Source organism: Actinacidiphila yeochonensis CN732, assembly GCF_000745345.1.
GTDB classification, from domain to species: domain Bacteria; phylum Actinomycetota; class Actinomycetes; order Streptomycetales; family Streptomycetaceae; genus Actinacidiphila; species Actinacidiphila yeochonensis.
In genome coordinates this window covers 3,798,462-3,813,431 of sequence record NZ_JQNR01000005.1, presented here as the reverse complement: position 1 = coordinate 3,813,431, position 14,970 = coordinate 3,798,462, and the positions used below count along the sequence as shown (strand labels likewise).

The 14,970-nt window shown below is 70.8% G+C and carries 8 protein-coding genes and 3 pseudogenes; 7 read left to right on the top strand and 4 right to left on the bottom strand.

Annotated features, from left to right (window positions below; all coding sequences use genetic code 11):
- Window positions 1-79: 79 nt before the first annotated feature.
- Window positions 80-937, bottom strand: a pseudogene (locus BS72_RS27445) (tyrosine-type recombinase/integrase); the annotation flags it as partial.
- Between the two features lie 718 nt (window positions 938-1,655).
- Here BS72_RS27445 and BS72_RS36840 point away from each other — a divergent pair.
- Together BS72_RS36840 and BS72_RS27440 are read left to right on the top strand one after the other, a co-directional pair.
- On the top strand, window positions 1,656-1,976 hold the full coding sequence (locus BS72_RS36840; protein WP_157856344.1) for a hypothetical protein: 321 nt from the start codon (window positions 1,656-1,658) through the stop codon (window positions 1,974-1,976).
- Complete coding sequence (locus BS72_RS27440) at window positions 1,966-2,316, top strand: hypothetical protein (protein WP_063836150.1); 351 nt, start codon at window positions 1,966-1,968, stop codon at window positions 2,314-2,316. Before BS72_RS36840 ends, BS72_RS27440 begins: the two co-directional genes overlap by 11 nt.
- A 94-nt stretch (window positions 2,317-2,410) precedes the next feature.
- Here BS72_RS27440 and BS72_RS27435 read toward each other — a convergent pair whose 3' ends face one another.
- From BS72_RS27435 to BS72_RS27425, 3 genes and pseudogenes are all read right to left on the bottom strand, one after another.
- Window positions 2,411-3,739: a tyrosine-type recombinase/integrase gene (locus BS72_RS27435; protein WP_037914421.1), complete on the bottom strand. Its 1,329-nt coding sequence runs from the start codon at window positions 3,737-3,739 to the stop codon at window positions 2,411-2,413.
- Between the two features lie 624 nt (window positions 3,740-4,363).
- Window positions 4,364-5,098: a DUF7873 family protein gene (locus tag BS72_RS27430; RefSeq protein ID WP_037914419.1), complete on the bottom strand. Its 735-nt coding sequence runs from the start codon at window positions 5,096-5,098 to the stop codon at window positions 4,364-4,366.
- 274 nt (window positions 5,099-5,372) lie between these two features.
- A pseudogene (locus BS72_RS27425) lies at window positions 5,373-6,669 on the bottom strand (glycoside hydrolase family 10 protein).
- A 305-nt stretch (window positions 6,670-6,974) separates the two neighbouring features.
- Here BS72_RS27425 and BS72_RS27420 point away from each other — a divergent pair.
- The 5 genes and pseudogenes from BS72_RS27420 (at window position 6,975) to BS72_RS27405 (ending at window position 14,921) form a co-directional block, all read left to right on the top strand.
- Window positions 6,975-8,612, top strand: a complete 1,638-nt coding sequence (locus BS72_RS27420) for a CehA/McbA family metallohydrolase (protein ID WP_107498901.1) — start codon at window positions 6,975-6,977, stop codon at window positions 8,610-8,612.
- A gap of 387 nt (window positions 8,613-8,999) precedes the next feature.
- Window positions 9,000-11,495, top strand: coding sequence for a beta propeller repeat protein (locus tag BS72_RS27415; protein WP_407639020.1), 2,496 nt, complete (start codon window positions 9,000-9,002; stop codon window positions 11,493-11,495).
- A complete protein-coding gene (locus BS72_RS40060; RefSeq protein WP_407639019.1) occupies window positions 11,492-11,758 on the top strand; it encodes a cellulose binding domain-containing protein in 267 nt (88 codons plus the stop codon). Before BS72_RS27415 ends, BS72_RS40060 begins: the two co-directional genes overlap by 4 nt.
- 124 nt (window positions 11,759-11,882) lie before the next feature.
- Window positions 11,883-12,740, top strand: coding sequence for a 3-hydroxybutyryl-CoA dehydrogenase (locus tag BS72_RS27410; RefSeq protein ID WP_037914417.1), 858 nt, complete (start codon window positions 11,883-11,885; stop codon window positions 12,738-12,740).
- 259 nt (window positions 12,741-12,999) lie between these two features.
- Window positions 13,000-14,921: pseudogene (locus tag BS72_RS27405) on the top strand (Xaa-Pro dipeptidyl-peptidase).
- Window positions 14,922-14,970 lie beyond the last annotated feature (49 nt).

Here is a 14,970-nt window from a genome sequence, read left to right as displayed (position 1 = left end):
TTGATTACCCCGCAGGCCCCGCCGGATAGGTGCTCCGGCGGGGCCTGCGGGCTTCTGACGGCAGTAGTTGACGGCAACGTCAGTGGACGGGTGCTGCACGAACGGGTGGTTCGTCGCCGTCGTCGGGTCGGACGGCAAGTTCGGCGGGGTGCCGGAGGGCGTTGCCGAGGAGGTCGATGGCGTCGCGTTGGAGGCCGAGTCGGACGTGGGCGTACCCCGTTGCGGTCACCCCTATGTGGGCGTGACCCAGCAGTTCCTTGATCACGACGAGTTCGACGACCTGCTCCAGGAGCAGGGTCGCCGCCGAGTCCCGGAGGTCGTGGAAGCGGATGCGGCGGAGGGTGGCGCGGCGGAGCAGGGTGTTGAAGTGCCGGGTGAGGGTGGCTCCCTCGATCGGGGAGCCGTCGGGCCGGGTGAAGAGGTAGCCGCTCGCCTTCCAGCCCGTCCCTGCCGCTTCGCGTTCCTGGCGCTGCCGGTCGCGGTGCTGTTCGAGGGAGTGCAGGCACTCGGTGGGCAGGGCAATGCACCGTTCCGAGCTCTGGGTCTTGGTGGGCAGGGCCGTCAGGCCGCCGCTGTTGGTGCGCTGCAAGGTGCGGCGGATGCTGGTGGTTCCGCCGGCCAGGTCGAGGTCTTCCCAGCGCAGGCCGAGGAGTTCGCCCTTGCGGAGCCCGGTGCGCTGGGCGAGTTCGAACAGCGCACTCAGCTGGTGCCCGCTCGTGGCGGTCAGGAAGTCGCGCGCTTCCTCGGCGGTGAGGGGTTCGAAGCGGCGGGGGCGGGGTATGCCCATGCGAACGTTGCGGGCCGCATTGCGCGGTGTCTCCTCTTCGCGGACTGCGTGCTCCAGGACGGACTTGAGCACGGAGTGCACGTAGGCCAGCGTCAGTGGGGACAGTCTCTTACGGCAGCAACCTCCGCACAGCGCCTGGCAGACGCGCGGGCCGAGTACGAAGCAGTCGTCCAGGATCACCAGGCCAAGACCGCCGTCGCAGAGCAGCGCAAGCGCCTGAGCGGGGACTACACGCCCGAAGAGAACGCCGCCAAGGTACAGCGTCTGCGCGACAGACTCGCCGAACGCGGCTACGCGATCTGGGCTGTTCAGAGTTTCTTTACTTGATCAAGAGCGCCCCGCTGACGCGGGCCGCCGCGCGCCGGCGGCCGGTGACCGCCGCCCGCTCCTGTCTGCCGCCCCGCCGGCGACGCCCACCGGCCACTCGGCGCGCACGCCCAGCGGATCGAGACCCGGTCGGCAGAGCGGCGAACCCCTGGCGAGCCGGACCGCCGTTCCGTACGCCGGGGCCCGTCGCTGGCTCGGGCCATGACGGCACGGACAGCGTGGCTGATGCCAGTGGGGGCTGAGCGAGACACACGTGACGGGTGGCCCGTCCGGCGCACCCGCCGTCGTGGCTGACGGTCGGCGGCTGAGGCCTGAGCACCTCCACGCGGCCGACCAGACCGTGGACGACCTCACCGAGCACCTCACGTAGCCATACAGGTTTAGACCGCCGACGGCAGTAGTGACGGCAACAACCACCGACATCAGCGCACAACCACGGACCCCGACGGACCGCCAAAACCCCGCCCACCTGCGAAAACGCAGGTAGAGCAGGGTCGAGTGCCACACGTACTATGTACTCGCTGGACAGACGCCGGTGCTCGTGCATAACAGCACATGCCCCACGCTGACGTCGGCAATTCATGATGATCCGCTTCCGGTTAGGGCTGCACAGAAAGCCGGAAAGAATCAGACTGCCCAGCGGGATCTTGATGCGATGCAGGCGAGGCTGGCGGAAGGTAACTTGAATCCGGGTATCGGAAACGGTTTCCTGACCGGAACAGATGTTGCCTACGCTCGCTCTAAGAACGGAGCGAGGCTCTTCTTCCGGAACACGGAAAGTGGCATCCAGATCGTTGGTAAATCCGATAAGGGAAATGAGCCAGCGGTGATGGCTAGATTGCAGAGTATTTATGGGCGGTGACTCGTTGATCCGGAGAGAAATTGGTAATGCCACCGCTCTCTTCATGATCGCGCTCGGGCAGAGGCCGGAAGAGGCGTCGAATCTTGATCTGGTTCTGACGCTGGAAGATGGGTCGCGATGGAGTGCGACTGTTCTCACTTTGGCGGAAGTGGATGCCATCTGGAAGCGATGGGAAATTACGGGAGAATGCTTCAGCGGTAGATACTTTAACTGTCCGGATCTCCTGCTTGTGAGGGAGGCTGGAATTGACAGTATCTGCGAGGTACTGGAGGATATTCTGGCGACGGGGGGGCCGGAGGGGACTCTCGTGCGCCTCGAAGGTGACGGCGCGATTGATTGATCGCCAAAGCGGTTCGCGTTAGCGAATTTGAGGCCCCATCGGTCGTCACCGATGGGGCCTCTGGGCTGTCTGACGGCAATGGTTGACGGCAACGTCAGCGGACGACTGCTGCGCAGAGGGGTGGTTCGTCGTCGGGCTTGCCGGTGATCTCGGCGGGGTTGCGGAGGGCATTACCAAGAAGGTCGATGGCGTCGCGTTGGAGGCGGAGTCGGACGTGGGCGTGGACCGTCGCGGTCACCCCTATGTGGGCGTGGCCCAACAGCTTCTTGATGACGACGAGTTCGACGCCCTGCTCCAGGAGGAGGGTCGCTGCCGAGTGCCGGAGGTCGTGGAAGCGGATGCGGCGGAGGGCGGCCCGGCGGAGCAGGGTATTGAAGTGCCGGGTGAGGGTGGCTCCCTCGATCGGTGAGCCGTCGGGCCGGGTGAAGACGTAGCCGGTCGCCTTCCAGCCGGTCCCCGCCGCTTCGCGTTCCCGGGCCTGTCGGTTGCGGTGCTGTGTGAGGGAGCGCAGGCACTCCGTGCGCAGGGCGATGCGCCGTTCCGAGTTCTGGGTCTTGGTCGGTAGGGCGGTCAGGCCGCCGGTGCGGGTGCGCTGGAGGGTGCGGCGGATGCTGGCGGTTCCGCCGGCCAGGTCGAGGTCTTCCCAGCGAAGGCCGAGGAATTCGCCCTTGCTCAGTCCCGTGCGCAGGGCGAGTTCGAACAGCGCGTGCAGTCGGTGTCCGTGGGTGGCGGCGAGGAACGCACGGGCTTCTACGGCGGTGAGCGGTTCGAAGCGGCGGGGGCGTGGGGTACCCATGCGGACGTTGCGGGCGACGTTGCGCGGGGTCTCCTCCTCGCGCACGGCGTGCCCCAGGGCGGACTTGAGGACGGAGTGCACGTAGGCCAGGGTCAGCGGGGAGAGCCGCTTGTGGCAGCACGTCCCGACGGCGCAGCAACGGGCCTCATCACGCCGGGCGTCGAGGCCGCGTGTGCAGCACTGGCAGGTGGTGCGGAGATGGTTGAGCCAGGTGCGGACGTCCTTGGCGGTGAGTTTGGCGAGCTTCTTCCGTCCCAGGCCGGGGAGCAGGTAGAGGCGGACGCAGGCGGTGTAGCGGGTGTGGGTGGTCTCGCGGAGCCGGTGCACGGCGACGGTCTCCAGCCAGGACGTCAGGTACGCGGCGACGCTCCCCTGGGCGGACGGTGCCGGGACACCCTTGTTGCTGGCGGCGGTCTTCTCGGTGAGTTTGGCCAGGGCCTCTTTGCGGGTGGTGCCGTAGACGCGGACGCGGCGGCGGGTGGTGCCGTAGACGCGGACACGGCGGCGGGTGGTGCCGGGAGCGAGGACGTATCCGGCGGCTTCCCAGCGGCCGCCCTTGCACTGGTAGACGGTTCTGTCGCCGTTGGTACGGGAGCGGGTGCGGCGGGATGCAGCGGGGCGCTTCATCAAGGTCCAAGCTCCACCAGCCGCACCAGTGACGAGGCCACCGGTGCCCGTACCCCGAGGGGTCTAGGACGCTGCCGCCGCGCGGTCCGCACCACTCCCCCGCACCCCTGGCGTCCCCGCATGGTGACCCCCGAGCGGGAGCAGGCGGGAGCAGCCGGAGGCAGGGAAAACGGAGCGGGGCCCGGAGTATGTCCAACCCCGGGCCCACTGTGATGCCGCCCGTGTGGGCACGCCGGCACGTTTAAAGCCGCAGGTCAGGCTGATGTCGTCATGTTCTGCCGTTGAACAACCGGTGCAGGGAATGGAGCACCGGGCCGGATTCGAACCGGCACCTGACGACTCGGCCCGCGGCCGGTCGATCCGGCGATGGGCGGCGAATGCTGAGTCTGGAGCGAGAGTCTGAGTTTCATCGCGGTCTGCCTCTGCCGGACTTGGGCCACCCCGGCCGGACGTGTGCCGGGGGAGGGATTCGAACCCCCACTGTGGACCGCGTGGTTCACGACGAGCTTCAGGTTCAGCTTTGCGCTCCTCGCGCACCCCCCGTCCGCTGAAGCACGGGCGGAGGGAGTCTGTCGGGTGGTGCGTGCCGGGGGCGGGGTCGGCGACCGCTGCCCGGCGGCGGGCTCAGTGGCCCAGCAGGTAGCCGAAGACGGCGTCACCGACGCGCTGGTCGGTGACCTCCTCGCCGTTGGCCTCCTCCCGGGCGAACTTCACCGCCTGCTGGAGCTTCTCGACCCGCTCCAGCAGTTCGTTGACACGCCGGGCGGGCAGTGCGCCGGAGAACCTCACGGTGGTCCAGTAGCCGACCGGTACGTCCTCGTAGTACACCTCCACCTGCGCGGGGTGCTTCTCGGTCGCCTCGGCCTTGACGTGGTTGCGCGGCACCTTCTTGGTGCGGATGGTGCGTACCGCCTCCGTCTTCCAGTCGTCGGACGACGGGTCGGGGCTCCACGCCTCGGCCGCGTCCAGGACGGGCAGCTTGCGGACGAACGTGTGCAGGTCGGTGAGCTGCTTCTCCAGGAAGAGCAGGTAGGAGACGGGTACGGCGGGAACCAGGGTGCGGCCGTCGACGGTGATGTCGGCGCGTGCCTCGCAGTTCGCCCAGTCCTTCGTGGCGGTCACGTCGAGGAGGCGGGTGAGCACCGCGGCGGTGGACTTGAGTACCTGCTCGGCCTTGAGCTGCACCCGGGTCGACTCGGGCGGCAGTTGCTCACCCTCCTCGTCCTTGGGCTGGTAGGTCCGTGAGATGCCCGAGAGGAGCGCCGGCTTCTGCAGGTCGTGGTGGGCCGCGGTCAGTTCCTGCTGCGCCTTGTTCTTGACGCCCTTCTCCACTGCGATGATCTGGTTCAGTTTCGCCACACGGCGACGCTAGCAGTTGTCGATCAGCTCGTACGACCGTATTTCCGGGACCTGTTGGGGCCCGTTGTAGCCTGCCGGGCCCTGTTGCACGGCGCGCGACCGCAGCCATCGTGCGGCACGGCGTCGGACGGTCCGCACGGCACGGCGTCGGACGGTCCGCACGGCACGGGGTTGTCCGGCACCCGCGCCGTGCGGAGCTGCGGGTGGGCCCTGCGGGCCGCGGCCGCGGCGGAGGGGGGTGCCCCGGCCGCGGCCCGCGGGCCGTCGGCCCGGGTCAGCGGGGTGTGCGGACCCGGGTCGGCCAGTGGTCGGCGACCATCTCGGTCACCGCGCCCAGCGGGTCGGCCTTGACCTGGCTGGAGGAGTAGAAGATGTTGCCGCGCACCTCGGGGTAGTCCGCGTCGAACGTGAGGTGGCGGGAGAGCTCGGCCGGGTCCTGCCAGGCGGCGGGCTGCCCCGCGGCGCCGACCTTGTAGACGGCCTCGCCCACGTACAGCTTCGTGCGGGTGCCGGCCACCAGGTCGTTCCACCAGGGCACCAGCACCGCGTAGTCGGCGGCGGCGAAGCCGATGTTCCAGTAGATCTGCGGGGCGACGTAGTCCAGCCAGCCCTTCTGGACCCAGCCGCGGACGTCGGCGTACAGGTCGTCGTAGGTCTGGACGCCCGCCTGGGTGGCCGAGCCGGTCGGGTCGGTGGCGGCGTTGCGCCAGACGCCGAACGGGCTGATGCCGAACTGGGTGGTGGGCCGGATCTCCTTGATCCGGCGGGCCATCTCGCTGACCAGCAGGTCGGTGTTGTGCCGCCGCCAGGTCGCCCGGTCGGGGAAGCCGGCGCCGTACTCGGCGAAGCTGGCGTCGTCCCCGAACTCCTGGCCGGCGACCGGGTAGGGGTAGAAGTAGTCGTCCCAGTGGACGGCGTCGATCGGGTAGCGGCGCACCGCGTCGAGCATGGCGTCCTCGACGAAGCGGCGCACGGCGGGCCGGCCCGGGTCGTAGTAGAGCTGGCCGCCGTAGGAGATCACCCACTCGGGGTGCAGCCGGGCGGGGTGGTCGGGCGCGAGGGCGCTCAGGTCGGTGCTCAGCGAGATCCGGTAGGGGTTGAACCAGGCGTGCAGTTCCAGGCCGCGCCGGTGCGCCTCGCGGACGGCGGTGCCCAGCGGGTCCCAGCCCGGGTCGCGGCCCTGGGTGCCGGTGAGGTACTGCGACCACGGCTCGTACGGGGAGGGCCAGAGGGCGTCGGCGGTGGGCCGCACCTGGAGCACCACCGCGTTCATCCGGCGCTCCACCGCGTTGTCGAGCAGGTCGATCAGCTCGGCGCGCTGCTCGTCCGGGGACAGGCCCTTCGCGGAGGGCCAGTCGGTGTTGGCGACGGTGGCGATCCACACGCCGCGCATCGACGGCTTCTGTGCGGCGGTGCGGCCGCCGCCGCGGTGCGGCGCGGGGCGGTGCCGTGCCCGGCGGGGCGGCGGGCCGCCCGGCGGGCGCGGCGGCCGTCGCGGTGCCGACGGCCGCCGTGGAGGCGAGCGCTCCTGCGGCGGCGACGGTGAAGGTCCTGCGGGACAACGACTCCATGCGGGGCTCCCTACGGTGCTCCTGGTCATCACGGATGATCGCAGATCATGGCCGCCGTCCGGCGTGGCGGCAAGCATGAATTGGTCTATACCACTGCCGCTTTTCCGACGCCGTCCACGTGGAGCCGGATGCTGACTCCTCGTCATTTCACCAGGTGGGACGCCAATACAGGACATCAGGCACTCTGGTGGGCGGTTTCTCGTGGTGTTGCCGTACCCGCCACGCTCGGCTCATCCCGTGTTCACGGTGGACGATGAAGGTCCTGGAGGTTTCCCAAACGGCGATATTCCAGGAGGACCCCTTCCATGTGCGCTGACGGCCGCTGCGAGCAGCACGTCGAACCGCTCGACCCCGGCACCGTCCCTGCCGCCGCCTCAGCCGAGGGCGTGCGCCGCCGACGGCTGCTCACGGCCGGCCTGGGCGCGGCCGCCATCACCCTGGCCCCGATGTCCTTCGCCCAGGCCGCCCAGGCGGCCGACAAGAAGTCGGGCGGCGCGCCCGCCGCCGGCACCCAGGTGACCAGTACGATCACCGGCACGCTGGACACCGGCGCCGTCGACTTCGTCTACCTCCCCGTGGACGTTCCGGAGGGCGTGCAGAAGATCGCGGTCTCCTACTCCTACGACAAGCCGTCGGTTCCGTCCGGCGTCCCCGCCAACTCCTGCGACATCGGCATCTTCGACGAGCGCGGGACCGCGCTGGGCGGCCACGGCTTCCGCGGCTGGTCCGGCGGCGCCCGTACCTCGTTCGAGATCAGCAACTCCGAGGCCACCCCGGGCTACCTGCCCGGCCCGGTGAAGGCCGGACGCTGGAACGTCGTACTGGGCCCCTACCAGGTGGCCCCGCAGGGCATGACCTACCAGGTGCAGGTCACCCTGACCTACGGCCCCAAGGGTCCCTCCTTCGTGCCGAACTACCCGCCGCAGCGCGCCAAGGGCCGCGGCCACAGCTGGTACCGCGGCGACTGCCACCTGCACACCCTCTACTCCGACGGCAAGCGCCTGCCCTCCGAGGTCGCCGCGGGCGCCCGCGCCGCCGGGCTGGACTTCATGGTCTCCACCGACCACAACACCACCTCCTCGCACGGGGTGTGGGGCGAGTACGCCGGCCAGGACCTGCTGATCATCACCGGCGAGGAGGTCACCACCCGCAACGGCCACTGGCTCGCCCTCGGCCTGCCCGCCGGCGAGTGGATCGACTGGCGCTACCGCTCGCGTGACGACGCGTTCGAGCGCTTCTCCCGCCAGGTGCGGCGCAACGGCGGCCTCGTGGTGCCCGCGCACATGTACTGCGCCTACATCGCCTCGCAGTGGAAGTTCGGCTTCGACGACGCGGACGCCACCGAGGTGTGGACCGGTCCGTGGACCTACGACGACGAGCACGCGGTCAGCACCTGGGACCAGAAGCTCGGCGAGGCGGTCCGCACCGGCAAGCAGTGGCTGCCGGCGATGGGCAACAGCGACGCGCACAGCGAGCCGCAGGTCATCGGCCTGCCGCACAACGTCGTGTACGCCGACGACCTCGCCACGGACGCGCTGATGGACGGCATCCGCGCCGGCCGCAGCTGGATCGCGGAGTCCTCCGCCGTCAACCTCACCTTCACCGCCACCGGGAACGGGAAGCAGGCCGGCATCGGCCAGACGCTGACCGTGCCGTCCGAGGCTCCCGTCGACATCAGCATCGACGTGCAGGGGGTGCCGAACGGCACCGTCCGCTTCATCACCGACGAGGGCCAGATGCACCAGGCGTCGATCGGCGCCTCCGGCACCGGCACGGTGACCTGGCGTACGACGGCCTCCCTCGCCGCCTACGTGCGCGCCGAGGTGCGCCACCCGATGGCGGACGGCTCCGCCGGCCAGGGCAACACCATGGGCGACGCGCTGATGTTCGGCCCCATGGCCGCGATGACCAACCCCGTCTTCCTGGTGGGCAAGGTCAAGTGAGCCACTGCCGGGCCGAGCAGCCGGGCCGGCGGTCGATCGGCACGACCGGCTGACGGCGGGCTGACGGCTGACCGGTAGGGCGGTAGGCCGGTCGCCTGACGGCCCGCAGGTGGTCGGGTGAAGTCCGCGGGTCCGGTCCTTCAAAGGGCCGGACCCGCGCGACGGACCGGCGCGGCCTGCCCCTCCCCCATCGGCCTCCTCCGGGCCTCATCGGCCCCGCCCGACCTCGTCGGCCCCTTCGCCGACGACCGCGTCCAAGGTCTTCTCGCCCGTCCGAGTGAGCGCTACCATCGGGCCGATCCGCTATGGGAGCGCTCCCACAGCGGGTTCACGCGCGTGCACCACCGTCCACCCCCACTCGCATTCACCCGTGCAGAGGACGACTCGATGCTCCGCAGACCCCTCGCCGCGCTCGTCGCGGCCCTGTCCCTGATCGGCGGCGCCCTCACGGCCGCCGCCGCCACGGCCGCCGCGGCACCCGACCGGGCCGCCGCGCCCGCCTCGGCCGCTGCGGCCGCCGCACCCGCCGCCTCGGTGGCCGACACCTACAGCTGGAAGAACGTGCAGATCGGCGGGGGCGGCTTCGTCCCCGGCATCATCTTCAACCAGTCGGAGAAGAACCTCGCCTACGCCCGCACCGACATCGGCGGCGCGTACCGCTGGAACCAGTCCGACCAGTCCTGGACGCCGCTGCTGGACTCCGTGGGCTGGGACCACTGGGGCCGTACCGGGGTGGTGAGCCTGGCCAGCGACGCGCTGGCGCCGGACAAGGTGTACGCGGCCGTCGGCACGTACACCAACGACTGGGACCCGGGCAACGGCGCCGTCCTGCGCTCCTCCGACCGGGGGGCCACCTGGCAGGCCACCGACCTGCCGTTCAAGCTCGGCGGGAACATGCCCGGCCGCGGCATGGGCGAGCGGCTGGCCATCGACCCGAACAAGGACAGCGTCCTCTACCTGGGCACCCCCAGCGGCCACGGCCTGTGGCGCAGCACCGACTCGGGGGTGACGTGGTCGCAGGTCACGGCCTTCCCGGATGCCGGGAACTACGCCGACGACCCGACCGACACCACCGGCTACAACAGCGACAACCAGGGCGTCGTGTGGGTGACCTTCGACCCGACGACCGGCACCAAGGGGTCGGCCACCCAGACGATCTACGTGGGCGTCGCCGACAAGGACAACACCGTCTTCCGCTCCACCGACGGGGGCGCCACCTGGTCCCGGCTGGCCGGCCAGCCCACCGGGTATATCGCCCACAAGGGCGTGCTGGACAGCGTCAACGGCTACCTCTACATCGCCACCAGCGACACCGGCGGGCCCTACGACGGCTCGGCGGGCCAGGTCTGGCGGTACGCCGTGAAGACCGGCACCTGGACGAACATCAGCCCGATGTCGGACTCCGACACGTACTTCGGATACAGCGGCCTCACCATCGACCGGGAGCACCCGGGCACCCTCATGGCCACCGGGTACAGCTCCTGGTGGCCCGACACGCAGATCTTCCGCTCCACCGACAGCGGCGCCACCTGGACCCGCGCCTGGGACTACACCAGCTACCCGAACCGCCAGGACCGCTACACCCTGAACGTCTCCTCCGTGCCGTGGCTGACGTTCGGCGCGAACCCGTCGCCGCCCGAGGAGACCCCGAAGCTCGGCTGGATGACGGAGTCGCTGGAGATCGACCCGTTCGACTCCAACCGGATGTGGTTCGGCACCGGCGCCACGGTCTACGGCACCTCCGACCTCACCGACTGGGACACCTCCGGCGGGAAGATCGCCCTCACCCCGAACGTCAAGGGGCTGGAGGAGATCGCGGTCAAGGGCCTGATCAGCCCGCCCTCGGGGGCGCCGCTGCTGAGCGCGCTCGGCGACCTCGGCGGGTTCCGGCACACCGACATCACCAAGATCCCCGCGACGATGTACCAGCAGCCGACGTTCACCACCACGGACGGCATCGACTACGCGGAGAGCAACCCGGGCATCGTGGTGCGGGTGGGCGACGAGGACAGCGGCCCGCACGTGGCGTTCTCCACCGACAACGGCGCCGACTGGTTCGCCGGCACCGACCCGGCAGGGGTCACCGGCGGCGGCACCGTCGCCGCGGCGGCCGACGGCTCCGCGTTCCTGTGGAGCCCCGCGGGCACGGGCGTGCAGCACACCACCGGCTTCGGCTCCTCCTGGAGCGCGGCGAGCGGCCTGCCCTCGGGCGCGTCCATCGCCTCCGACCGGGTGGACGCCAAGCGCTTCTACGGCTTCTCCGGCGGCCGCTTCTACCTGTCGACCGACGCCGGGGCCACCTTCACGGCCACGGCCGCCTCCGGGCTGCCGTCCTCGGGCGCCGTGCAGATCAAGGCGCTGCCCGGCGCGAAGGGCGACGTCTGGCTGGCCGGCGGCAGCGACACGGGCTACGGGCTGTGGCACTCCACCGACTCCGGCGCGACCTTCACTAAGGTCACCGGCGTGCAGGAGGCCGACACCATCGGCTTCGGCAAGGCCGCGCCCGGCGCCTCCTACCCCGCCCTGTACAGCAGCGCGGAGGTCGGCGGGGTGCGCGGCATCTACCGCTCCACGGACGCCGGGGCCACCTGGGTGCGGATCAACGACGACGCCCACCAGTACGGCTGGACGGGAGCGGCCATCACCGGTGACCCGCGCGTCTACGGCCGTGTCTACGTGGGCACCAACGGCCGCGGCATCATCTACGGCGACACCTCGGACACCTCGGGCGGCGGCACCACCACTCCCCCGACCACACCGCCCACCACTCCCCGACCACACCGCCCACGACGCCGCCGACCTCGCCCCCGGCCGGGTCGGGCGCCTGCACGGCCGCGTACACGGTGGCCAACAGCTGGCCCGGCGGCTTCCAGGCCTCGGTGACCGTCACCAACACCGGGTCCGCGGCCGTGAACGGCTGGACCATCGGCTGGAACTTCGCCGAGGACCAGCAGATCAGCTCGCTGTGGAACGGCGACGTCACCCAGAGCGGCAAAGCGGTGACGGTCAAGGCGCCGAGCTGGGGCACCAGCCTGGCCAAGGGCGCCTCCGTCACGGTCGGCTTCAACGCCACCGTCGGCGCGAAGAACTCCCCGGTCACCGCGATCACCCTGGGCGGAGCGGCCTGCGCCACCGCTTCCGGCTGACACCGGGACGCTGTCCGCGGGTCCGGCCCCGCCAGGGCCCGCGGACGGCACCGGGCGGTAACGTCGGTCGGGTGGGCCCCGCCCGGATGCTGGGCCCGGCAGGCATCGGCGGAAGGATTGACGAGTGAGTGACATCCAGCGCGTCGGAGTGGTGGGCGCGGGGCAGATGGGGTCGGGCATCGCGGAGGTGTGCGCGCGGGCCGGGCTCGACGTCAAGGTCGCCGAGACCACCGGCGAGGCGCTGGAGCTGGGCCGGGCCCGGCTGGCGAACTCCCTCGGGCGCGCCGCGGAGCGCGGCAAGATCAGCGAGCAGGACCGCGACGCCGTCCTGGAGCGCCTGACCTTCACCACCGACCTGGGCGACCTCGCCGACCGGGACCTGGTCATCGAGGCGGTGGTCGAGGACGAGCAGGTGAAGCTGGACATCTTCCGGGTCCTGGACCAGGTGGTCACCCGCGAGGACGCCATCCTCGCCTCCAACACCTCCTCCATCCCCCTGGTCCGGCTCGCGGTGGCGACCTCCCGCCCCGACATGGTGATGGGCATCCACTTCTTCAACCCGGCTCCGGTGCAGCGCCTGGTCGAGCTGATCCCGGCGCTCACCACCGGCAGCGAGACCCTGAAGCGGGCCGAGCACCTGGTCACCGAGGTGCTCGGCAAGCACCCGATCCGGGCCCGGGACCGCTCCGGCTTCGTCGTCAACGCGCTGCTGGTGCCGTACCTGCTGTCGGCGGTCCGGATGTTCGAGTCGGGCATCGCCACCCGCGAGGACATCGACAACGGCATGGAGATGGGCTGCGCCCACCCGATGGGCCCGCTGCGGCTCTCCGACCTGATCGGCCTGGACACCGTCGCGGCCATCGCCGAGTCCATGTACGACGAGTTCAAGGAACCGCTGTACGCGGCGCCGCCGCTCCTCCGGCGGATGGTGGACGCCGGCCGTCTGGGCCGCAAGTCCGGCGCGGGCTTCTACAGCTACTGATCGTCTCCGTGGTCGCCCGCTTCTCCGTCGGCGGCCACTAACGTGCCCGTCGGTCCGCCTGGCCCGGTCGGATCGGCCCGGGCCCAGGTGGATCGGGGTCGCGAGCCGTCCTCGGCGCCGGGCCCCGGACCGGCCGGGTGTCTCGAAAACGATCTATTGTCATGACGGCGTCAGGCGATAGCGTCCCGGGGTGCTGTCACATACTCGGAGATCCCGTACCCGCTCGACGTCCGTCGTGGCGGCGGTACTCGCCGCCCTGATGTTCGTCCTCCTCGCCCCGGCCGCCGCGCACGCCGGTCCGCACCCACGGGCCGCCGGCACCCAACCGGTCGACTCCTACGCCAACGCCGTCCGCCAGTCGGTCTGGGTCGACACCGGCCTCGACAGCGACCACGACGGCACGTCCGACCGGGTGGCGGCGGACATCATCAGGCCATCGGAACCCGCCGCGGCCGGCAAACGGGTTCCGGTCATCATGGACGCCAGCCCCTACTACTCGTGCTGCGGCCGCGGCAACGAGAGCCAGATCAAGACGTACGACAGCAGTGGGAACCCGGTGGGCTTCCCGCTCTACTACGACAACTACTTCGTGCCGCGCGGCTACGCCGTCGTGCTCGTCGACCTCGCGGGCACCGACCGCTCCGACGGCTGCGTCGACGTCGGCGGCCCCTCCGACATCACCTCCGCCAAGGCCGTCATCGACTGGCTGAACGGCAGGGCCACCGCGTACACCAGCCGCACCGGGAGCAGCACCGCGCGGGCGAGCTGGTCCAACGGGTCGGTCGGCATGATCGGCAAGAGCTGGGACGGCACCATCGCCAACGGCGTCGCCGCCACGGGCGTCGACGGGCTGAAGACCATCGTCGACATCAGCGGCATCAGCTCCTGGTACGACTACTACTTCGCGCAGGGCGCGGCCCTCTACGACGGCGGCCCCGACGACCTCGCCTACGAGGTCGAGAGTCCGAACGCGCAGTCCAAGTGCTCCGCCGAGGAGCAGGCACTGCGCGACGGGGCGCCGCGCGACGGCGACTGGACCAGTGCCTGGCAGCAGCGCGACTACTACGCCGACGCCTCGAAGGTGAAGGCCAGCGTCTTCGTCGCGCAGGGCATGCAGGACCTCAACGTGCGCACCAAGAACTTCGGCCAGTGGTGGAACGCCCTCGCCGCGAACGGGGTGCAGCGCAAGATCTGGCTGTCGCAGACCGGTCACGTCGACCCGTTCGACTACCGGCGGAGCGCCTGGGTCGACACCCTGCACCAGTGGTTCGACCACTACCTGATGGGCGTCGACAACGGTGTCCAGGACCAGCCGATGGCCGACATCGAACGGACCCCCGACCACTGGACCACCGACGCGGTCTGGCCCGCCCCGGGCACCACCGCGACCAAGGTGGCCCTCAAGCCCGGCTCCGCCAACGGCCTCGGCACGCTGAGCGCCGGCCCCCGCCGGCGAGCGGCAGCGAGCAGTACACCGACGACCCCTCGCAGAGCGAGGACGACTGGGCGGCGCAGGCGGACCAGGCGACCGGGGACAAGGTGTCGTTCACCACCGGGGTGCTCTCCAGCGACCTGCGGCTGTCGGGCGGCGGCACGGTGACGGTCACCGCGACCCCGTCCACCACCAGCGCGCACCTGTCCGCGGTCCTGGTCGACCTCGGCCCGTCGACCATCCGGAACTACGAGGGCGACGAGGAGGGCATCACCACCACGCTGTCGAGCAAGTCCTGCTGGGGCGCGAGCACCTCGGGGGACAGCTCCTGCTACTACGACACGGCGGCGGACACCGAGAACGTCCAGCAGACGGTCTTCAGCCGCGGCTGGGCCGACCTCGGGCACTACGACCCGTCGCTGCACGGCGTGTCGCTCACCCCGGGCAAGGCGTACACCATCACCATCCAGCTGGCCTCCAGTGACCACGTGGTCCCGGCCGGGCACCGGCTCGCGCTGATCGTGGCGGGGACCGACAACGGGCTGATCGTCGCCCCGGACACCAGGCCGTCGATCAGCGTCGACCTCTCCCGGTCCAGCGCCGACCTGCCGCTCGTCGGCGGTCTCCCGGCGCTGGCCCACGCCCTGCGCGGCGGCTCCGGCGGCCACCGCACGGCGGGCGGCGCCACCGCCCCGACGGGTGGGCCGGCTGCCGCGCTGCCCGCCTCGCAGGCGGCGCGACTGCGCTGAGATTCCGCCGAGCGCGGGCGGGGGCCCGACCGGTGCGACCGGTCGGGCC

Coding starts and splice junctions, on each gene's coding strand:
- BS72_RS27440 (WP_063836150.1), top strand. CDS start 1,966: ATGGGCGGTGACTCGTTGATCCGGAGAGAAATTGGTAATGCCACCGCT.
- BS72_RS27435 (WP_037914421.1), bottom strand. CDS start 3,739: ATGAAGCGCCCCGCTGCATCCCGCCGCACCCGCTCCCGTACCAACGGC.
- BS72_RS27420 (WP_107498901.1), top strand. CDS start 6,975: ATGTGCGCTGACGGCCGCTGCGAGCAGCACGTCGAACCGCTCGACCCC.
- BS72_RS27415 (WP_407639020.1), top strand. CDS start 9,000: ATGCTCCGCAGACCCCTCGCCGCGCTCGTCGCGGCCCTGTCCCTGATC.